The 22082-nt window shown below is 58.8% G+C and carries 16 protein-coding genes; 13 read left to right on the top strand and 3 right to left on the bottom strand.

Annotated features, from left to right (window positions below; all coding sequences use genetic code 11):
• The first annotated feature begins 91 nt into the window (after window positions 1-91).
• Both EV660_RS18915 and EV660_RS14290 read left to right on the top strand, forming a co-directional pair.
• Window positions 92-5593, top strand: a complete 5502-nt coding sequence (locus EV660_RS18915; RefSeq protein ID WP_134047594.1) for a VCBS domain-containing protein — start codon at window positions 92-94, stop codon at window positions 5591-5593.
• Window positions 5594-5720: 127 nt separating this feature from the next.
• Entirely contained in the window at window positions 5721-6521 is an 801-nt protein-coding gene (locus tag EV660_RS14290) for a hypothetical protein (protein WP_134014031.1), read from the top strand.
• Window positions 6522-6667: 146 nt separating this feature from the next.
• Here the strand turns inward: EV660_RS14290 and EV660_RS14285 are convergent, their stop codons facing one another.
• The 3 genes from EV660_RS14285 to EV660_RS14275 form a co-directional block, all read right to left on the bottom strand.
• Window positions 6668-6832, bottom strand: coding sequence for a hypothetical protein (locus EV660_RS14285; RefSeq protein ID WP_157798873.1), 165 nt, complete (start codon window positions 6830-6832; stop codon window positions 6668-6670).
• A gap of 399 nt (window positions 6833-7231) precedes the next feature.
• Window positions 7232-7573 (bottom strand): potassium channel family protein, encoded by a 342-nt coding sequence (locus EV660_RS14280; protein ID WP_071479464.1) that lies wholly within the window; start codon window positions 7571-7573, stop codon window positions 7232-7234.
• Window positions 7574-7879: 306 nt separating this feature from the next.
• Window positions 7880-8569 carry a helix-turn-helix domain-containing protein gene (locus tag EV660_RS14275; RefSeq protein ID WP_232727332.1) on the bottom strand — a complete coding sequence of 230 codons (690 nt, stop codon included), beginning with the start codon at window positions 8567-8569 and terminating at the stop codon, window positions 7880-7882.
• Between EV660_RS14275 and EV660_RS18665 the strand changes: the two genes are divergently transcribed.
• From EV660_RS18665 to EV660_RS14225, 11 genes are all read left to right on the top strand, one after another.
• Window positions 8561-8839 carry a hypothetical protein gene (locus EV660_RS18665; protein ID WP_168800317.1) on the top strand — a complete coding sequence of 93 codons (279 nt, stop codon included), beginning with the start codon at window positions 8561-8563 and terminating at the stop codon, window positions 8837-8839. The genes EV660_RS14275 and EV660_RS18665 overlap by 9 nt on opposite strands.
• A 27-nt stretch (window positions 8840-8866) precedes the next feature.
• On the top strand, window positions 8867-9340 hold the full coding sequence (locus EV660_RS14270) for a universal stress protein (RefSeq protein WP_071479465.1): 474 nt from the start codon (window positions 8867-8869) through the stop codon (window positions 9338-9340).
• Window positions 9341-9388: 48 nt separating this feature from the next.
• Window positions 9389-11035 (top strand): MFS transporter, encoded by a 1647-nt coding sequence (locus tag EV660_RS14265; RefSeq protein WP_134047593.1) that lies wholly within the window; start codon window positions 9389-9391, stop codon window positions 11033-11035.
• 71 nt (window positions 11036-11106) lie between these two features.
• On the top strand, window positions 11107-12471 hold the full coding sequence (locus EV660_RS14260) for an MFS transporter (protein ID WP_071479466.1): 1365 nt from the start codon (window positions 11107-11109) through the stop codon (window positions 12469-12471).
• A gap of 64 nt (window positions 12472-12535) precedes the next feature.
• Entirely contained in the window at window positions 12536-16276 is a 3741-nt protein-coding gene (locus tag EV660_RS14255) for a nitrate reductase subunit alpha (protein WP_071479467.1), read from the top strand.
• Entirely contained in the window at window positions 16273-17799 is a 1527-nt protein-coding gene (narH, locus tag EV660_RS14250; protein WP_071479468.1) for a nitrate reductase subunit beta, read from the top strand. The genes EV660_RS14255 and narH overlap by 4 nt, the downstream gene beginning before the upstream one ends.
• The gene (narJ, locus tag EV660_RS14245) at window positions 17796-18497 is read left to right on the top strand and encodes a nitrate reductase molybdenum cofactor assembly chaperone (RefSeq protein WP_071479469.1); all 702 of its coding nucleotides are present in this window, start codon (window positions 17796-17798) and stop codon (window positions 18495-18497) included. The genes narH and narJ overlap by 4 nt, the downstream gene beginning before the upstream one ends.
• 12 nt (window positions 18498-18509) lie before the next feature.
• Window positions 18510-19307: a respiratory nitrate reductase subunit gamma gene (gene narI, locus EV660_RS14240; protein ID WP_071479470.1), complete on the top strand. Its 798-nt coding sequence runs from the start codon at window positions 18510-18512 to the stop codon at window positions 19305-19307.
• Window positions 19308-19319: 12 nt separating this feature from the next.
• Window positions 19320-20099 (top strand): peptidylprolyl isomerase, encoded by a 780-nt coding sequence (locus EV660_RS14235; RefSeq protein WP_071479471.1) that lies wholly within the window; start codon window positions 19320-19322, stop codon window positions 20097-20099.
• A gap of 18 nt (window positions 20100-20117) precedes the next feature.
• Window positions 20118-20756 (top strand): hemerythrin domain-containing protein, encoded by a 639-nt coding sequence (locus EV660_RS14230; RefSeq protein ID WP_071479472.1) that lies wholly within the window; start codon window positions 20118-20120, stop codon window positions 20754-20756.
• Window positions 20756-22024 (top strand): molybdopterin molybdotransferase MoeA, encoded by a 1269-nt coding sequence (locus EV660_RS14225; RefSeq protein ID WP_071479473.1) that lies wholly within the window; start codon window positions 20756-20758, stop codon window positions 22022-22024. Before EV660_RS14230 ends, EV660_RS14225 begins: the two co-directional genes overlap by 1 nt.
• Window positions 22025-22082: the final 58 nt, after the last annotated feature.

The following is a 22082-nucleotide window of genomic DNA, read 5'->3' as shown; positions in this document are numbered from 1 at the left end:
CTTGCCGCAGGTATTTCAAGATTCTGTCAACAGTCTGGCTAAAAGAAACAGCTTCCGCAAAAGCCTCACATGGCCAGCCCTTGCCCGTCAAGTGAATGAGGCAATCGCAGCCGAAGGTCTGGAATTGCCACAGGATCGCGCTGAAAAGAACGCGTTCGTTCGTGACTGGCTGAAACGCAACCGCTCGCGCATTCGGCTGAGCATGGTCTCGGGGTTGATGGTGCTGCCGCTGGTCGGGCATGCGCAGGAAGGGATGCTGAACCTCGCGGATGTCGAGGGCGTGCGGAATATTGAAATCCTTGAATCGGGCGATGTGCGAATCACAATGCAGGACGGAACAGTTCTGCGCCTTGATGCAGCCAGTGTCCAGTTGGGCGAGGCAGGATCGGTTCTGATTGGCCCGGACATGGCCGCGCAGATTGCAGCGGCAGCCGAAGCGGCGACTGCTGCGGGCGTGGCGGGCGTCGGTGGGGCGATTGCAGGGGCTGGTGCCCCTGGCGCAATCGCGGCCGTCGCTGGTGGTGCTGTTGCTGCTGCGGCAGCTGCGGGCGGCGGTGGCGGCAGCAGCTCTTCCTCCGGGCCTGCGGTGGTCAGCAAATCTGTTTTCGTGCTGGACGGCCCGCTTGAAAACGCGCTGGTCTTCTATGATGCGAATGGCAACGGCATCCCCGAGATGGCAGAGTTTTTGGGGCTTACGGATGAAAACGGCGCCGCGCAGGTCGAATATACGCCCACCGCAAATGGCAGCTTCATTGTTATTTCTGCGCCGGTTTCGGCAGGTCGCGCCGAAGGTTTTGGTTGGACGGATGCGTTTATCGATGGCGATAATATCGCCGATACCAACCTTGGTGAAGTGGTCACGCGCGACGTGGTCACAGCCAACCGGTTCCAGATTTCACTTGCCGGAAATGATACTGGTGCTGGCGATCAGATCATCTCGCCAATTTCGACCCTGATAGCGCAAGGAGCAGATGAGGGGGCGCTGAAGGCCGCGCTTGGTTTGCCTGCGGATCTGGATCTGGCAAACTTCAACTATATTGATAATTTCGCCTCTGCAGACCCTGCCGTGCAAGCAGCCGCGCGCACATTGGCTTCGGCCAATATTGCCATGGCCCGCTCAATCGAAGCGGCTGTCACTGCCGCGCAGGCCGGATCAGAGCAGCCGCTCTCGCTGGCCCAGATTCGCCAGATTTCGCAAGATGCCGCCCGCGATGCGGCAGAGGTCATCAGCAGCGTTCCAGCCGGTACGCCGCTGGAGGATATCGCGGCTATTTCTTCTGCCGTCATTTCCGCGCGTCAATCGAACCCCGAGATCAGTGCAAATGATATGATCGGGCGGATAAATGCACGCCCCGAAGGGCAAACAGCAGCCGATGCTATCTCGGCAGCACTTCAGGATGAAGTAGCTGCAGGGCGGTTGAGCAATGAGCAATCCGCCGCGGTGCGCGACACCAGCACGGCTGTAAGCACAGGCGCACGTGATATCGAGACCCTTTTGCGTAATGCCGATGGCCCGCTTCTGGGTGAGGGTAGTGATGCATTGCGCGCGGATTTGGATTCGCTTGAAGACAAGCTGCTGGGCGATGTCGGCGATGCGGTCAACACGAATATCTTGGGCCTGAGCGTGCCGTTTGTCATCGAGGAGTTGTTCCTTGAGGGCGAAGAGCAGATGGAAGATATCAAGGGCAACCTTCTCGACGGGGTTACGTTCACCACTGGGGACGGTCTATCCTCTGCTTCCAGTCTGCACTCCGTCAATGGCACTTTGGTGCCGGATATTCTGACCGGTGCGCAAGGCGAAGGGTTGAATTTCGTCATCAGCACTGCTGACTGGAACACCCCAGTTCGTACCGTAAACATTGCCGGGCAGAACGGCGTCGCTGATTTTCTTGGCGTTGAATTCTCTGATTTTCCGACAGCAACAGTAAGTCCGCAGAGTTCACCCTGGACCTGGGTTCGTCCTGCAACGGCAGGTTCGGCGATTGGTAAGGAAATCACGGTAGAAGCAGGGACAACGCTTGAGTTTGACTACCAGTTCGGTTCTTTCGACTATGTGCCCTGGATCGATTATTCCTTCTTCACGGTCAAGGCGACCGACGGCGGCACGGCAGAGGAACAGGCTGGCCTTGTTCTGCGCAACACCAGTGAAGGCGGCCCGCAAGATGTCCTGGACCTCAAGGGCCCTGTTCCCTTTGCAGAGGCTGGTCGCTGGCGTCTGGGTGACGAACAGACTTTCAGCTACACTTTTGAAGAAGCAGGCACGTTCAAGATCGGGATCGGGGCCACGGATGTCGGCGACCGCATCGTCGACTCCATCCTTTACGCCTCGAATATCCGACTTGATGTGGATGGGGCGGTCGAATTCCTAGATGGCTTCGGACAGATCGGCAATGTCCAGTCTTACGGCGAGGTGGTAGACCCAAGCATCTCTGCGCTTGTGGTCACAGGGAAATACGGCCTGTTGATCGTGACCAAGGGCGGAGATTACATTTATCAGCCCGGTGGCGAACATGCCGATGACATCCCAGCCGGCGCCACTGTTTCAGATGATTTCACCTTCACCATCCGCACAGAAGAAGGGCGGCTTGCCTCGCAGACCCTGTCCATTCGTGTGACGCAGGAAGGCGTTATTGATGAGCCGACCGATCCGGCAGAGCCGACTGACCCGGTCACGCCGACTGATCCGTCAGAGCCGACCGATCCGGCAGAGCCAACCGATCCGGCAGAGCCAACCGATCCGGCAGAGCCGACCGATCCGGCAGAGCCGACCGATCCGGCAGAGCCGACCGATCCGGCAGAGCCGACCGATCCGGCAGAGCCAACCGATCCGGCAGAACCGACCGATCCGGCAGAACCGACCGATCCGGCAGAGCCGACCGATCCGGCAGAGCCAACCGATCCGGCAGAGCCAACCGATCCGGCAGAGCCAACCGATCCGGCAGAGCCGACCGATCCGGCAGAGCCAACCGATCCGGCAGAACCGACCGATCCGGCAGAGCCGACCGATCCGGCAGAGCCAACCGATCCGGCAGAACCGACCGATCCGGCAGAGCCGACCGATCCGGCAGAACCGACCGATCCGGCAGAGCCGACCGATCCGGCAGAGCCAACCGATCCGGCAGAACCGACCGATCCGGTAGAGCCGACCGACCCGGCAGAGCCGACCGATCCGGCAGAGCCGACCGATCCGGTAGAGCCGACCGATCCGGCAGAGCCAACCGATCCGGCAGAGCCGACCGATCCGGTAGAGCCGACCGACCCGGCTGAGCCGACCGACCCGGCAGAGCCAACCGATCCGGTTGAACCGACCGATCCGGCAGAACCGACCGATCCGGTTGAACCGACCGATCCGGCAGAGCCTGGCGATATTGTGGCTACCAATGTCGCAACAGGTGCCACATTCACCACGATCGCAGCAGCCATTGCCGCAGCATCGGAGGGGGATGAGATCAGCATTATCGCTGGCAGCTTCGATGAGGCGCTTGTCATCGACAAGGGCATTACGCTAAGCGGTGCAAACGCCGGGCTTTCTGCCAAATTCATGGATGGCGATACGGCAGACACAGCGGCCATCGGCAATGCCTTCTCGGGCGAAGATATGGCAGGTGAGCGCGGTGCCGAAACCGTTCTGACTGGGGCCGTCACAGTTGCAAGCGAGAATGTCACCATCGACGGGGTCAAGTTTGCGTCAGATGCGCCACTTGCCTGGGACATGGATGTCTTGCAGACGGGTTCACTTGATGGGTTTGCACTGCTGAACAGCATTGTCGTTGGCTACACGGCTGAAGGCGCGCCAAAGTTCAACCCTGATCCGACTGTCGATGCCGGCAGCTATGCAGGTGAAACAGTGGCCAGCAACTGGGAACTCTCGGGCAACCTGTTCGGTGGCATGACATCGGGCAATGCCGGTGCGCTTTATATCAGCGGCGTGGCCGAAATCGATATCTCTGACAACCTGTTCTGGCGCCCGACCGCTGGCCATATGTATCTGTCCTCGCTGGAAGATGCCTCGATCGAGAACAATTTCTTCTTCCACGGCTTGCATGCAGGCGGGGCCAATTTTGACGGCTTGGCGACAACCGGTGATGGCCCTGTTGATGGCTATGGCGACAGCTATGGCGACACTGGCGGCTATGGCGACACTTCCGGCTACGGAGAAACTGGGGGCTACGGCGACACTACCGGCTACGGAGAAACTGGGGGCTACGGCGACCCGGAAGGCTATGGCGGTGTCTCCTTTGGCCGGAATTTCTGGATCGAATTGAAGGGTATCAACGACGGGATCACCATCTCGGGCAATGATGGCCAGTTCAACAGTGGTGGTATCCAGATCTATGCCGAATCCGAAGACGCCTATCATTTCGCGAATATCGACATCTCCGGCAACACCTTCCGGGATTTTGTGAACGCCGCGCCCGAAGGGCTGGAAAATGACAAGTCGGGCTTCATCGGGGCGATCAGCGTTTCGATTGCCAACGGAGAGTCTGATGGAATCTCGATTACAGACAACACGATCACTGTTGCGGCTGATCAGATCTTCACAGTCAATGATCTGGCGGCGTTGATCCAGCTTCAGGGCTTCCTGTCAGGCACAACAAATGTCAACTCCAACACGCTGACATGGCTCGACGCATCGAGTGATGTCATTCTTGAGGGTCTGTCCGATTTGGGGGTCGCGTCCTCCAGTTATACCGGGCCACTCGTCGCGTTGCGTTTGGTCGGTGGCCTCGATGGGACTGTAAACGTGGTGGAGAACGACTTCATCGCTGCCGAAGGCTTGTTTTGGCAGGCGCGTGCCATCGATATTGACGGTGATCCGGGCGTATTCGGAGATCTGTCAGCATCCTTGAATATCGGCGTCGATTTGGGAGGGGTTGGCACCATGCTCAACAGCTTCGAGGGTTTCGGCTTCGATGTGCTGTTCGTCTCCGTGCCTGACAGTCTGGACCCCAACAATCTGTCGATCAACACGCAGGCGGGAGATTATGTCGCTACGCTGTATGGCGAAGAGAACACACAGGTCAAACAGGTTATCTTCGGAACGTCGCAGGATGATACACTCACCGGGACAAGCGCCAATGAAGTCTTCTTTGGTGGTGCCGGTGATGACCTGATCGATCTGTCGGCGGGTGGCCGCAATGTCGTCCTGTTCAATTCAGACCCGGAGAAAAACGGTGTCGATAACGTGATCGGTTTCACGCTTGGCCAGGGGGCAGATGCCGATATCATCGAAATCCTGCCCGTGACTGGCCTGCGTGGTGACATGTGGCAAATGATCGGAGATGTCGGCACTGTTGGGGAGAATGTGGGCTTCATTGTCTTCACGACCGCGCTATCTGAACTGACAGCAGAGGCCGCCTTGAATGAACTTGATTTTGAAGCGATTGGCCTTGACCCGGGAACCGACCCCTTCATCGGCCTGTTCACGGATGGCACAGATGCGGCCCTTGCTTGGGTCAACCTGTCTGAGGCAAGCACGATCAATGAACTTGAGGAGGGCGGGCTTGCCTACTTCTCTGAAATTGGTGATCTGAACCAGTTCACTGGTGCCAACCTCGGCCACTTTGAGCCCTATATGGGAACGGCAGGCTGATCTGAACATGCAACCCCGCAGCACTTGTATGCGGGGTTGCTGCCCTGAAGACCACCGATCCGGGGGGATAATCTTGAATTTTCCAATACCATTGCGGTCGCTGGTTTGGTGCTGTCTGGTCCTTGTCTTGCTTCTGCCTCTGCCCTCTCACGCACAGGATGCTGAGGAATTTCTTGCCGATCTGCGTGCACTCGCCGCGCAGCAACAACATCGCACTCCAGCGCCCCGCGTGCCCCAAGCATCTACGGTTGGAATACCGAGTGGTTTCGGCCTTGGGCATGGTAGTATTGGCTTTGGAGCCGCTTTTACCAATCGGCGCGATCGAACAATAAACGATTGGGACGGCTCGGCTGTCATCAGTTTTGGCTTTGGCGATGCGCGTCGGGCGCTTGGTGCCGAAGTGCATTTGGGACTGGTCAGCCTGACACCGCCTTGGCGGCGCAGCGGTGACAGCTCAGTTCTGGGAGAAGACGGCAATCTTAGCTTCAAGCTTTTTCGGGAGTTCCACAATCCCCGGACGGGGCGAGTGAGCGCCCTGTCCATTGGGGCAAGCAATGCGCTGCGCTGGGGGGACCCGAAAACCGTTCCGGTCAATTATTATATCTCCGGGTCTACGACCTTCGCAGTGCCTTGGGGGAATGCTTCGACGCGTCCGGGAATGTTAACGCTGGGCATGGGTAGTGCAGTGCGAAACATCGAGCGCGATTTCGGTGTTTTCGGCGGTGTGGCCATGGGTCTGACCCCTTCAATGTCGGTCGGGGTCAGCTGGCTGGGCGACGAAGCGATCATTGGGACACAATTCACGCCACAGTTCGGGCAGAGTATGAACCTTCAGCTTGGACTCTATTATGCAGATGCGACGCGCCGCGTCTCATCTTCGGGGCGCTTCATTCTCAATGTAAGCGTGCTGGCGCAGGGCCTGTACTGAGGGGGATACAATGAATACAGAAACGAACTGGCCCCATCGCAAGTGTCGCCCGGAATGGTACAGTGCAATTGTGTGTGTCATGACAGTTTCGGTCATGGCAGTAGGAACGGCAGCGGGGGCGGGTCAAGTTTCGGTGCTGCCACCTGTTACGGTTGTACCTCCGCCGCGACCCGCACCAGCTCCTGCACCAGCGCCCGCTCCTGCACCGGCCCCCGCTCCTGCACCGGCCCCCGCTCCTGCCCCAGCCCCGTCACCAGCCCCCGCGCCCGCTCCTGCACCAGCACCTGTGCCAGCGCCGGAATCCAGCCCAAGCGCTGTCGCCCCTTCGAGCAACAGTGCGATTGCGCCGGGCCTGTTACAGGATGTCCCTTCGGGCACAAGCAGCGGCAATCCGGCCAGTATTCGGACTATGGATGTATCGCAATTGAATACGGAACAATCGCGCGAGGCGCTGCAATTGATTGACATGATTCTGGATTCGCCGGAGGGGCTTTCGCCTGCCTTGATGCGAAATCTGCGCCGTCAAGCTTCGCTATTGCGTCAACGATTGAATGATTAAGCCACCACACACCAAACCAAAGAAAGCCAGCGGGTAGTCTCAGGGCGACCGAATGCACAGCGCCTGCGCGGGTTGAAACAGTAGTCGGTCTTAGCTTGTGGGAAATTTTCCAAAAGGGATTTTTACAGATCGGTCAACCCATGCACCCGTTCTACGGGTCGTCTTGTTTCGAGGCCGGTTCGTTGAACATTGCCCGCGCAAGCCGTGTGACGACAGCAATGACCACGCCCATCCCCGTGAACAGGTAGAAAATTGTAAAGAGTTTTCCCACATCTGTAACGGGATGAAGATCACCATATCCCAGTGTCGTCAGGGTTACGACGCTCAGATACACCGCATCCACCCAGCGCAGCCCCTCAACTGTCGCGTAAAACATCGTGCCAGAAAACAGAATTAACAACAGCAGATAAAAACTGGACCGAAAAAGCGCATCACGCCATGCGCGTCGCAGCGCCCGAAAGAACCGAATTATGGTTAAGGCAAATGATACCATCGACAGGCTCCCGCACTTGAGACCTGCGACTATATTGGGGTATCGCCTTGGTTCAAGTTGCCAAGGCGGATTATGTCCGCGAATGCGGAGAAATGTCGTTGGCTTTGCGCAATGGAATAGTTCCGAGCGCGCAACTGGCCTTGATACGATTTAAGCCTTGCCTCTTTCCAGAGTTTCGGCGGCAACAACTCGCGCCAGCAAATGGCCATACTTGCTGATTACAGGCATCCGATCCAAGGGTAGATTGCTGAAAACGGCCCGATGAAAGGCGCAGCGCATCCCGCGTGAGATAGAACACAAGCCGCTCTAGATATGCGATGTCGGTAGCCCCGCGCCGCTTTCATTGCCTGCGGAATCTGGTCCGTCTATCAATTTGTCAGGTTGTGCGAGTGCGGTCAGTTTCTCGCGGTCCGTGATGATGACGCGCGCGCCATCCATCTTTAACCCGTCGCTCTCCAACACTTTCAGCGTGCGCGACAGGTTTTCAGGCGTCATGCCGAGATAGGAGGCAAGAAGCCGTTTTTCTACAGGCAGAATGTAGGATGCCGCACCACCAGCCAGCAAGGATTGATGCAACAGGTAAGATGCAACACGCTCTCGCGAGTTGCGCAGCTTCAGCGTCTTGGCGTTGCGGACCACAGACCGATAGCCTGCGGCCAGTTCGTTGATCACGGACACCGAAAATTCCGTATCGCGCCGGAACATGGCCCGCAAATCTGATGACGGCACAAGAATGATGCGCGTGCGCTCCAATGTGCGGGCAGACATCAGATAGGGCGCATCGCGGATGCTGGCGGCCAGAATGAAGGTCGAAACCGGGCGCACGACCGCCATGGTGCATTCGCGCCCACCCCATTGCGCCAACAGTTCAACCGAACCTTCCAAGACGATATGCAGGAAATCCGCAGGGTCGCCCTGGCGGATCATTTCCAACCCCGGCGGAAAATTCTGGGCGTAGGAACTGGCCATCAGCGCCTCGAAATTGGCATGGGCCATATCCCGAAACAAATGAAGGTGCCGAATCTCTGGGAGCTCTTCGGGTCGCACGCCGCTGCCTTTTTCCTGATTGATAAATATCAATTCATCAGGCCAATAAACCTCAAGGCCAAACAAAACAAAAGTCTTTTTGTCGACCAGAACTGTTTAATCACAAAGTTTGGCGGATTTCAATTCAAGTGCGTTTTCCAAAAGCTCTCTGCCTTTATTGATCTCGATCAAGTTTTCCTGATTCCTGTTGTGACTGTCTGCTTGCGAACCGGTGCCTGAGCAAAGCCGGAGTGTAAGGAGATGCCAATGCATGTGATGCTGGCCTATGACAATTCCCGCAATGCAAGGATCGCGCTGGATGCCGTGCGCGACCTGCTGACAGCACTGAAGCCCAAGATCACGCTGATTTCCGTGGTCGAGGAAGTTGGCAGCGCCACAGCAGATGCAGATCAGCTGTTTTCAGCGCAATATGCAGATCAGAAAGCCGGTACCGAACGGGCTGCAGCAGAACTGGCCGCAGACGGGTTCGAGGCGGCGGTATTGATTGCCGAAGGCGATGCCCGCAAGATGATCCTGCGCGCAATCGAAGAGCGCCAACCGGACCTGCTGGTTATGGCGCGCCACAGCCACAAGCCCGACCCTGGTCCGCTGAATTTCATTACCAAGCGGCTGGACGCACTGGTTGAGGAATTCGATCACATGACCTTTGGCTCGACCAGTGCGTTTCTGGCACGGCGCGCGTCCTGTCCGCTTCTGATCATTCCCACGCACGCTGAATAACCGAATCCAAAAAGCGCGCGAGCCATTTTCAAACTTTCGAGGTCTGACATGCAAGTCAGCGACTTATTCCGCTTCAAGAATGCAGAGATCAAAGCACTCCATCTGACGTGGATTGCGTTTTTCATGAGTTTCTATGTCTGGTTCAACATGGCCCCGCTGGCAAGTTCGATGCTTGCCTCGGTCGATTGGTTGACCCGTGACGATATCCGCCTGTTCGCGATTGCGAACGTGGCGCTGACCATCCCTGCCCGCATCATCGTCGGCATGGCGCTGGACCGTTACGGCCCGCGCCGTGTGTTCTCGGTGCTGATGATCCTGATGGCGATCCCGACTTTTGTGTTTGCCTTTGGCGACTCGCGCGAAGTGCTGTTCATGTCGCGTCTTGTGCTGTCATCAATCGGGGCAAGCTTCGTGGTGACCATTCATATGGTGGCCTTGTGGTTCCCGCCACGCTCCATTGGTTTTGCCGAAGGGTTTGCTGCCGGTTGGGGCAATTTCGGTTCGGCTGCGGCTGCCATCACGATCCCGACAATTGCGCTGCATGTCTATGGCGGCCCAGAAGGCTGGCGTTTGGCAATGGCGACTTCGGGCGTGGTGATCGCGGCCTATGGTGTGTTCTACTGGTTCGCCATCACTGATGGGCCCAGCAAGGACACGCAGAAAAAGCCGCGGAAGGCGTCAGCGCTGGAAGTGTCAAGCTGGCGTGATCTGGTGCTCTTGTGCATCTTCACGGTGCCGATGGTCGGTATCCTGTCGATCCTTGTCTATCGCGTGCAGTTGATGGGCTATATCGATGGCATCACCGCCGCCTTTTGCTACTTCGCCATAGCGGTGATCGTGGCATGGCAGGTCTGGCAGGCGATCCGCGTCAATGTGCCGATCCTGAAAAAGGGTGTGCCGGAAGACGACAAATACCCGTTTTCTTCCGTCGCGGCGCTGAATGTGACCTATTTCGCCAATTTCGGTGCGGAACTGGCCGTGGTGTCAATGCTGCCCATGTTCTTTCAGGAAACATGGGGCCTGACCGCCGTGGCCGCTGGTTTGATCGCGGCAAGCTTTGCCTTCGTGAACCTGTTTGCGCGGCCCATGGGCGGGCTGGTGTCGGACCGTTTCGGCAACCGTCGTTTCGTGATGATGGCCTATATGTTCGGCATTGCCATCGGGTTTGTGCTGATGGGCTTGCTGAATTCCAGCTGGCCGCTGATCATTGCGATTGCGATCACCATCATGTGCTCTTTCTTCGTGCAGGGCGCAGAGGGCGCGACCTTCGGGATCGTTCCGTCGATCAAGCGGCGTGTGACAGGCCAGATCTCTGGCATGGCAGGGGCTTACGGCAATGTGGGCGCGGTGTTTTACCTGTTTGTTTTCATGTTCGTCGATGCCTCGACCTTTTTCTTCATCATCGCCGCCGGTGCCTTCATCAGCTGGATCGTTTGCTACATCTGGCTGAAAGAACCCGAAGGCGGGTTCGGGGATGAATATGTCATCTCCTCCGTTGATCGTGAAATTGCCCGCGAGGCCGCCGAGAAGAAGGCACTTGATGCCGAAGTGGCTCAGATCTTTGCAGGTTCCGAAAAGGTCGAGCTGATCCAGCGCGGTGGCGGGCTGCAACTGAAGGCACAATTTGCCTCGGTCGATGATCTGCGCGCTGCATTGGACCGGCTGGCCCGCAGCAAATCCCAACCCGCCGAATGACCGAAATCTAACGCAGGCGCGCCCCGGCGCGGGCCTGCCCTCCAACGAAAGCCACGAAAGGCGAGAGAGCAATGAGCGCACAACAGACACATCAGACCGCGCCTTCGGGAACGTGGCTAAAACAATGGGAGCCTGAGAACGAGGCGTTCTGGGAGGCGGGCGGCAAGCGGCAGGCATGGACCACGCTGGTCCTGACAACGGCTGCGCTGACCATGGCCTTCATCACATGGTTTCTGGTCTCGGCGCTGGTCGTGCGCCTGCCGCAGATCGGGTTCCAGTTTACGGCAAGCCAGTTGTTCTGGCTGGCCGCCATGCCCGGCCTTGCCGGGGGCACCTTGCGCCTGATCCATATGTTCCTTGTGCCAATCTATGGCACACGGCATGTGATCAGCCTGTCCACCCTGTCGCTGCTGATCCCGCTGGTGGGCTGGTTCTATGCGGTGCAGAACCCTGAAACACCCTATTGGGTGCTGATGCTGCTGGCGTTTCTGGCGGGTCTGGGTGGCGGCAACTTTTCCAGCTTCATGCCCTCGACCAGCATGTTCTTCCCCAAGCGCCTGCAAGGCACGGCTCTGGCTATTCAGGCAGGCGTGGGCAATTTCGGGGTATCGGTCGTACAATTCGTGACCCCTTGGGTCATCGGCTTTGCGCTTCTGGGCGGCATGGCCTGGGTAGGCGAACCGCAGACCATGACACGTGCAGGCGTTGAGTCGCAAATCTATCTGCAGAACGCCCCCTTGGTGATGATCCCCTTCGTGGCTGTCTTTGGCATCACGGCATGGATCTTCCTGAAATCGATCCCGATCACATCCAACTTCCGCGAGCAATTCGACATCTTCAAATCGGGCCACACATGGTCGCAAACCTCGCTGTATATCATGACCTTCGGCGCGTTCTCGGGCCTCGCCGCAACCTTTCCGCTGCTGATCCGCCTGATCTATGGCGATTATGAAGGCGCGCCTGATCCGCTGGCATGGGCTTTCTATGGTCCGCTGATCGGGTCTGCCAGCCGCGTTGTCGCAGGGCCGATTTCAGACAAGCTGGGCGGCGCGCGGGTGACGCATTGGGCAGGGCTTGGCATGCTGGTTTGCGCCGGTCTGGTGGCCTGGATCGTGACCGGCACTGACAGCCTGGCAAGTTTCCCGATGTTCGTGACCGGCATGCTTGCGCTGTTCTTCTTCGCTGGCGTGGGCAATGCCTCGACCTTCAAGCAGATGCCGATGCTTTTTGCACCGCGTCAGGCAGGCGGCGTGATCGGTTTCACAGCAGCAATTGCGGCTTATGGCCCGTTCCTGTTCGGGATGCTGTTTGCCTGGTCCTTTGCGGCGTTCAATTCTGCCGCGCCTGTTTTCTGGGGTCTGGCCGGTTTCTTTGCCTTCAACGTGGCGCTGAACTGGGTGCTCTACGCCCGCAAAGGCGCGCCTTACCCCTGCTGAATATCTCCGGGCGCGCGGCATGTTTCGCGCGCCTGTCCTCTCAAACTCAAGAACGGAGACAGCCATGAGCCATCTTCTTGACCGGCTGAACTTTCTGAAAAGCGTGCGCAAGGACACGTTCTCGGACGGGCACGGCCAGACCACAACCGAGAACCGCGACTGGGAAGACACCTATCGCAAGCGCTGGCAGCACGACAAGGTTGTGCGCTCGACCCACGGGGTGAACTGCACCGGGTCTTGTTCGTGGAAGATCTATGTCAAATCGGGCATTGTAACCTGGGAAACGCAGCAAACGGATTACCCGCGCACGCGCCCGGACCTGCCCAACCATGAACCGCGCGGCTGTGCACGGGGGGCAAGCTATAGCTGGTATCTGTATTCCGCCAACCGCGTGAAAACCCCGCTTGTTCGCGGCGCGCTGATGCGGCTGTGGCGCGAAAAGCGCAAGACCATGACGCCCGTTCAGGCATGGACCGCGATTCAGCAAGACCCGATCGCCCGTGCCAGCTACACCCGCACACGCGGCACAGGCGGTTTTGTGCGCGCCACATGGGATGAGGTGACCGAGCTTACCGCCGCCGCGAATGCCTATACGGCGAAGGAATACGGCCCCGACCGCGTTTTCGGTTTCTCGCCCATTCCTGCCATGTCGATGGTCAGCTATGCAGCCGGTTCGCGCTATCTGTCGCTTCTGGGCGGCACCTGCATGAGCTTTTATGACTGGTATTGCGACCTGCCGCCGGCCAGCCCCATGACCTGGGGCGAACAGACCGACGTGCCGGAATCGGCCGACTGGTATAATGCAGGCTATCTGCTGCTGTGGGGCTCAAACGTGCCACAGACGCGGACGCCGGATGCGCATTTCTACACCGAGGCGCGCTACCGTGGCACGAAATCCGCCGTGATCTGCCCTGACTATTCCGAAGCCGCGAAATTCGGCGATGTCTGGCTGAATGCCAAGCAGGGCACCGACGCGGCGCTTGGTATGGCCTTCGGGCATGTCATCCTGCGCGAGTTCCATCTGGATCGTCAGGTGCCGTATTTTGAGGAATACGCCCGCAAATACAGCGATATGCCAATGCTTGTCCGTCTGGAGCAGAAGGGTGACAGCTATGTTCCGGGCCGCCAGTTGCGGGCAAGTGATCTGGCCGACAATCTGGGCGAGGCCAACAACCCCGAGTGGAAAACCATCTGCTTTGATGAAAGCTCTGGCCAACTGGTCGCGCCCAATGGCTCGATCGGGTTCCGCTGGGGCGAACAGGGCATGTGGAACCTTGAGGAGAAGGCGAAAGGGGCCGCGATCAAGCCGCAACTGTCATTCATCCTTGATGAGGACCGCGATGATGTGGTTGGCGTTGATTTCCCCTATTTCGGCGGCATGGCCACGGGCCAGTGGGAGAATGACGCGCGTGGCGATGTCCTGACCCGCAATGTGCCGGTCAGGAAAATCACGCTGGCCGATGGCTCGGAAGCGCTGGTCACGACTGTGTTTGACCTGTTCTGCGCGAATTACAGCCTGGATCGTGGTCTGGGTGGCGATCATGTCACCAACGACTACAACGCTGATGTGCCCTTCTCGCCCGCATGGGCTGAAAAAATCACCGGCGTCAGCCGCGACAAGATCATTCAGGTGGCGCGTGAATTCGCCGACAATGCCGAGAAGACCAATGGTAAGTCCATGGTCATCATCGGCGCTGCGATGAACCATTGGTATCATATGGATATGAACTACCGCGCGGTCATCAACATGCTGGTGATGTGCGGCTGTGTGGGCCAGTCTGGAGGTGGCTGGGCGCATTATGTGGGGCAGGAAAAACTGCGCCCGCAGACGGGCTGGACGGCGCTTGCGTTTGCCCTCGACTGGGCGCGCCCGCCACGGCACATGAATTCAACCAGCGCATGGTATGCCCATACCGATCAGTGGCGCTATGAGACTGTGACTGCAAAGGAAATCCTGTCGCCCACCGCGCCGGAGGGGGATTGGGAGAACCTGAGCCTGATCGACTACAACATCCGGTCAGAGCGGATGGGCTGGTTGCCGTCAGCACCACAACTCAAAACCAACCCGCTGAAAGTGGGCGCGGCGGCGAAGGCGGCAGGCAAGGATATCCCCGCTTATGTGGCCGAACAGCTGAAGTCCGGCGAGTTGGAAATGTCTTGCGAAGACCCGGATGCTCCGGAAAACTGGCCGCGCAACCTGTTCGTGTGGCGCTCGAACCTGCTGGGGTCATCCGGCAAGGGGCATGAGTATTTCCTCAAGCATCTGCTGGGCACCGATCACGGTGTGCAGGGCAAGGATCTGGGCAAGGAAGGGCGGCAAAAACCCGTCGAGGCGAAATGGCATGATGAAGCGCCAGAAGGCAAACTTGACCTGCTGGTGACAATCGACTTCCGCATGTCCACCACCGCCGTCTATGCGGACATCGTCATGCCGACGGCAAGCTGGTACGAGAAGGACGATCTCAACACATCTGACATGCACCCGTTCATCCACCCGCTGCAAGCGGCGGTGGACCCGGCGTATGAATCCAAGACCGACTGGGAAATCTTCAAGGCGATTGCCAAGAAATTCTCGGACGTCGCGCCCGAAATTCTGGGTGTGGAAACCGATGTGGTGCAACTGCCCTTGCAGCATGACAGCCCCGGCGAACTGGCGCAGCCATTTGTGCAGGACTGGAAGCGCGGCGAATGCGACCTGATCCCCGGCAAGACGGCCCCGGCCTATATTGCGGTGGAACGCGACTACCCGAACCTGCATGCCCGCTTCACAGCGCTTGGGCCGCTGATGGAAAAGGTCGGCAATGGCGGCAAGGGGATTGCCTGGGATACCAAGACCGAGGTTCACCACCTGAAGGCACTGAACGGCACGCACACAGACGGGCCGACCAAGGGCATGGCGAAGATCGAGAGCGCCATTGACGCCTGCGAGGTCGTTCTCATGCTTGCACCCGAAACCAATGGCGAGGTCGCGGTCAAGGCTTGGAAAGCGCTGGAAAAGGCCACGGGGCAAGAGCACGCCCATCTGGCTGAGGTCAAGGAAGACGAGAAGATCCGCTTCCGCGACATCGCCGCCCAGCCGCGCAAAATCATTTCATCCCCCACATGGTCGGGCATTGAGTCTGAAGAAGTCTGCTACAATGCAGGCTGGACCAATGTGCATGAATTGATCCCGTGGCGCACCGTGTCGGGCCGTCAGCAGCTGTACCAAGACCACGAGTGGATGCGCGCCTTTGGCGAATTCTTCGTCACATGGCGCCCGCCGGTGGACCTGAAAACGATCACGGGTGACGCGACCAAATCGCTGAAATCGGCCGAAAAGCATGTGGTGCTGAACTTCATCACCCCGCACCAGAAATGGGGCATTCACTCGACCTATTCGGACAACCTGCTGATGCTGACGCTGAACCGTGGCGGGCCGGTCGTGTGGCTGTCCGAAGTGGACGCGGCCAAGGCTGGCATTGTCGATAATGACTGGGTCGAGGTCTTCAACTCCAACGGTGTGATTGCCGCGCGGGCCGTGGTCAGCCAGCGGATGAAGGACGGCACGCTGTTCATGTATCACGCGCAGGAAAAAATCGTGAACACGCCGGGCAGCCAGATCACTGGCCAGCGCGGGGGCATTCACAATTCGGTCACGCGGGCAATCCCGAAGCCCACGCATATGATCGGTGGCTATGCGCAACTGTCCTACGGCTTCAACTACTACGGAACTGTGGGTGCGAACCGCGACGAGATGGTGATCGTTCGCAAAATGGAAAATGTGGACTGGCTTGACCGTCCCGCCAAAGTGGAGGCAGCGGAATGAAAGTACGTGCCCAGATCGGTATGGTTCTGAACCTCGATAAATGTATCGGGTGCCATACCTGCTCAGTAACATGCAAGAACGTCTGGACCTCGCGCGAGGGGGTTGAATATGCATGGTTCAACAATGTCGAAACCAAGCCCGGCATCGGCTACCCGAAGGATTGGGAAAACCAGAAGCGCTGGAATGGCGGCTGGAAGCGTGACCCGTCGGGGCAGCTCGTGCCCATGCAGGGCGGCAAATGGCGGATATTGGCGAATATCTTCGCCAATCCCGACCTGCCGGAAATCGATGATTTCTACGAGCCGTTCGATTTCGACTATGACCACCTGAAATCCGCGCCGCAGATGCAGGCATTCCCCACCGCGCGCCCGCGTTCCAAGATCACGGGTGAGCGGATGGAAAAGATCGAATGGGGCCCCAACTGGGAGGAAATTCTGGGCGGGGAATTCGCCAAGCGTAGCCAGGACTACAACTTCGAGGGCATCCAGAAGGACATCTATGGCGAGTATGAAAATACCTTCATGATGTATCTGCCGCGCCTGTGCGAGCATTGCCTCAACCCGGCTTGCGTGGCGTCCTGCCCATCTGGCGCGATCTACAAGCGCGAGGATGACGGCGTTGTCCTGATCGATCAGGAAAAATGCCGTGGCTGGCGGATGTGCGTGTCGGGCTGCCCCTACAAGAAGATCTATTACAACTGGTCTTCGGGCAAATCCGAGAAATGCACGCTCTGCTATCCGCGTCTGGAATCGGGCCAGCCGACCGTGTGTTCGGAAACCTGCGTGGGGCGTATCCGGTATCTGGGCGTCATGCTGTATGATGCGGACAAGATCGGTCAGGCGGCCAGCGTTGCGGACGAAAAGCAACTGTATGATGCGCAGCTTGATGTCTTCCTTGACCCCAATGACCCGGCAGTGATCGAAGCCGCGCGGGCCGAGGGCATCCCCGAGGACTGGATCAAGGGCGCGCAGAATTCGCCGATCTGGAAGATGGCGATGGAATGGAAAATCGCCTTCCCACTGCACCCCGAATACCGCACGCTGCCAATGGTCTGGTATATCCCGCCCCTTTCGCCCATTCAGAACGCCGCCGAGGCCGGCAAGATCAGCGCGCAGGACGATATGCCGGATGTGAAATCCTTGCGTATTCCAGTGCGGTATCTGGCCAATATGCTGACGGCCGGGGATGAAGCCCCGGTGGTTAGTGCGCTGGAACGGATGTTGGCGATGCGGTCCTACATGCGGTCAAAAACCGTGGATGGGGTGGTCAATCTGGGTGTGGCAAACCGCGTTGGCATGACACCCCAGCAGATCGACGAAATGTATCAGTTGATGGCGATTGCCAATTACGAGGATCGTTTCGTCATCCCGACCACGCATCGCGAATTGGTAGAAGATGCCTATGACCTGAAGGGGGGCTGCGGCTTCACCGATGGGAATGGCTGTTCAACCGGCAGCAGCGGCAATTCGCTGTTCTCGGGCGGCAAGAAATTCCGCAGCCCACAGGAGTTCATCCAGTCATGAAAACATATCGTGCCTTGTCAGCGCTGCTGACATACCCCTCCACGGATCTGCAAGCTGCGGTCCCTTCAATCTGGCAAATCCTCGGTGAAGAGGGCTTGCTACGCGCCAATGAGATGGAGAAGCTGGAACCGCTTCTGTGTGATCTGGAAAATGGCGACATCTATGACTTGCAGGAACGCTATGTCTTGCAATTCGACCGCGCGCGCACGCTCTCGCTCAACCTGTTTGAACATATCCACGGCGAGGGCCGGGATCGCGGCGGCGCAATGGTGGACCTGCTGGAAACCTATCGTGCAGGCGGGTTCGATCTGGTCGGGCCGGAACTGCCCGATCACCTGCCGGTCTTGCTGGAATTCCTGTCCACCCAAACACCGGAACAGGCGCGCGCCATTCTGGCGGATGCGGGTCATATTCTTGTGGCGCTGGCAGAACGGCTTGCGCGGCGCGAAAGCATCTATGCGCCGGTTCTGGCCGCATTGATAAGTTTGGCGCAGGCCGAAACCTCGCCCGAGGCCGAGGCGCTTTTGTCGGAAAAGGACGATGACCCCGAAGACCTCGAAGCGCTTGATGCAGTCTGGGAAGAGGCGATGGTGACCTTTGGCCCCGATCCCAATGCCGGATGCCCGATCAGCCGGGATATTCTGGCGAAAATGGACATGCCTGCCGCCCCGCGCGCCACCGCGCCGGGCCAGATGTAGGAGCATAGAACAATGTTTGGTAATTTTAGCCTCGACTATCTTATCTTCGGCATCCTGCCCTATGCGGTGCTGGCCATCGCCCTGATCGGGACCATCGCACGGTATGAGCGTGACCCGTTCACATGGAAATCATCCTCCAGCCAGTTGTTGCGGCGCAAGCAGTTGATGTGGGGCTCTGTGCTGTTCCATGTGGGCATCATCGTGCTGTTCTTCGGCCATTTGATCGGCCTGTTTACTCCGATCTGGCTGTTGGACGCGTTGGGCATCAGCTACGGGCTGAAACAGTGGATGGCTGTCATCATCGGTGGGGTTGCGGGGACTGCGGCCTTTATCGGCTGCACCATGCTTTTGCATCGCCGCTTGTATGACACGCGCATCCGCAACAATTCCAGCTTTGCCGATATCGGCATTCTGGTGATCCTGTGGGTGCAGATCTTGGTCGGAATGGGCACGATCATTCTGACACTGGGCCACATGGACGGCGCCAAGATGATCCAGTTCATGACATGGTCGCAATCGGTCATGGGGCTGCAGATCAATGCCTGGACCGAAGTGGTTGATGTGCATTGGCTGTACAAGTTCCACATCTTCCTTGGCATGGTGATTGTGGCACTGTTCCCCTTCACCCGTCTGGTGCACATGCTGTCAGTTCCGATCCGCTTTCTGTGGCGGCCGGGCTATCAGATCGTGCGTTCGCGCGAAGGGGCGAAACCTGTGCGCACGGGCCTGAAGCCCTTTGCCCGCGACAAGCGCGCGATGAAAGCCGCAGGCATGGCCCCAAAGCCCAAAGCACCTACCCCTGCTGAATAAGGACACCACATCATGAAACCGCTTCTGCCGCCTGTTTTTGTAAACGGCATCGAAATCTCGGCCGAGCGCATTGCGGCCGAAGCCCAGAACCACCCAGCCCCGAAAACAAAACCGGGGCTGGCGTGGAAAGCTGCCGCGCGCGCCCTCGCTATCCGTGAGTTGATGCTGCAAGAGGCCCGCGCGCGTGGCTTGACCCCTGATCCGGTGGAAGTTGCACCGGGTCAGGTCGAGACCGAGGAGGAGGCGCTGATCCGTCAACTTAGCGAGTTGGCGATCATCCCCGCTGCTGCGGAAGAGGCCGAATTGCGCCGCGTCTATGACGCGCATCCTGACCGCTTCCGCGCGCCGTCCCTGTATGAGGCTGCGCATATCCTGTTCCCACGACAGGATGATATGTCCGCCTTACGCAACCATGCCGATGCTGTTCTGGCAGAATTGCGCGTGAACCCGCGCCGCTTTGGTGAACTTGCCCGCAATCATTCGGCCTGTTCATCCAAGGATAATGGCGGGCTGCTGGGCCAGTTGGGGCAGGGCGATACGGTGCCGGAATTCGAGGCTGCGCTCGAGAAGCTAGAGGAAGGCCAGATCAGCGATCCGGTGGAGACCCGATTTGGCCTGCACCTGATCCGGCTTGATGCCCGCGCACGCGGCGATGTTCTGCCGTTCGACACTGTGCTGCCGCGCCTGCGTGACGCCCATGCGAAAGCTGCCTGGGCGCGGGCTGCGGCCAGTTTCACTGCCGATCTTGTCGCGCAAGCCAAGATCGAAGGCGTTGCCCTTCAGGCCGCGTGATCGTGAAAGGGGTCGGTCATGTCCAAGACGACGACAAAGCAAGAGAGCTATCTTGCCCAAGAGATTGGCACGATCCGCGGCGCGCGCGCGGCCCCGGCATACCTGAGCGCTGCGGAATGCCCGATAGAGGCCATGACTGAAGAGCATTTCAACCAGCGCCAGCTTTGCGCGGATATGGAAATACTGGCAGCGACCAGACAGCCAAGGCCGGAGTTGGCGCGCCGGATACTGGCAAACCTGTGTCGCGACCTGCCAGCGCATTTCGAGGATGAGGAACAAGGCCTGTTCCCGCGCCTGCGCGCCCGCGCCCGGCCCGAGGATGAGCTGGAAAAAACCCTGATCCGGCTTGCGCGCGAGCATGAGGTCGCCGCAGCCGAATTTGCGGCTTTGGTGCCCGCACTTGTCTGTATGGCAGATGGCAGTCTGCCAGCGTCTGAAGATCGTCATGCGCTTGACCATCTGGCGGCGTCTAACCGGCGGCATCTGATTGTCGAAAATGCCATCCTGCTACCGCTGGCACGGTTGCGGCTGACAGATCAGGATAAAGCCACGCTCATGGTCGAAATCTTCGCAAGGCGTCAGCAACCACCAAAGGTGAGTACCGCCTGCACCCGGGCGCTTGCTCGCATCAATTCGTTGCAATTGGGAGCATCTTAATGACCCTGCACAGACCCGTTCACCGCCCAGACCCGGCCATTTGCGGTTGCGATGGCGCAGCTGGCCTTGTCCCGGTAGATACAGCCCGCGCACGTGCCCTGGCAATGGTCACGCGCCTGTCAGAGGTTGAGGAAGTTGCTCTTGCAGATGCGACAGGACGTGCCTTGGCGCGCGATTGCTTGGCCCCTGTGGCCTTGCCCTTGTTCGACAATGCGGCGATGGATGGCTATGCGCTGCGACTTGGCGATCTGCGCGGGCCAGGGCCTTGGGGCTTGCCCGTTGCGGGCAGCATTCGCGCAGGCGATGCGCCGGTGGTCTTGCCGCCACGGCAAGCGATACGGATTCTGACCGGCGCGCCCGTGCCCGCTGGTGCAGATGCGGTGATCGCACAGGAACAGGTTGCGCGCACGGGCAATATGGTCGGTATCGAAAAAGCACCTGCCTTGGGGCAGCATATCCGCCGGCGCGGCGATGATCTGGTCGAGGGCGCGCCCTTGCTTGCTGCTGGACGCGCCATTGGCCCGCGAGAGGCGGCGCTTCTGGCCGGTTCAGGGATCGGTGCTTTGCCCGTTGCGCGCCGCCTGCGCGTTGCGATCCTGTGTTCAGGCAGCGAACTGGTGGCACCGGGCAAGGCGCTGGCACCCGGTCAGATCTGGGACGCAAATCACGCGATGCTGGCCTCTGCGCTGACCCGGCCATGGATTCAGAGGATCGCGCTACCATCCTGTGCAGATACCCCCTCCGCCTTGCGGGACGCGGTGCAGCATGCGGCGTCGCAAGCCGATATCGTCATCACGACAGGCGGCGTTTCGGTTGGCGATGAAGATCATATGGCGCAGGTCATCATCGATCTGGGTGGTCGGATAGAGGTGATGAAACTTGCCATGAAACCGGGCAAGCCCCTTTCAATTGGAAAGCTAGGCAATGTCTTGTGGCTGGGCCTGCCGGGCAACCCGGTTGCAGCCTATGTGACATGGCATGTCATCGGACAGGCGCTGGCAGGAAAAATGGCCGGATTTGCACAGAATGAACCACAAAAGAGCCTCGCCGCGCTGGCAGCGCCGATCCGGCACACTCCGGGGCGCTGCGAATTCCGTCCCGCGCGCCTGCTTGGCTATGATGCGCGGGGCGTGCAGCAGGTAAGCTGCATGGAGCAGACCGGCTCGCACCGCATTGCACAGCTATCGCAGGCTGATGCGCTTGTCATGATCCCGGCAGAACTGGAGCAGATGAACGCGGGCGAACTCGTGGAGATTTTGCCGCTGTGACTATATTGTGATTGATATAAATCAAATTCCTGTCTCGGGTTTGGATCAATCATTATTT

The sequence above is a fragment of the Roseinatronobacter bogoriensis DSM 18756 genome, from assembly GCF_004366635.1.
Taxonomy (GTDB): domain Bacteria; phylum Pseudomonadota; class Alphaproteobacteria; order Rhodobacterales; family Rhodobacteraceae; genus Roseinatronobacter; species Roseinatronobacter bogoriensis.
The sequence above is the reverse complement of the archived record's forward strand: the minus strand, read 5'-3'. Positions and strand labels throughout refer to the sequence as shown.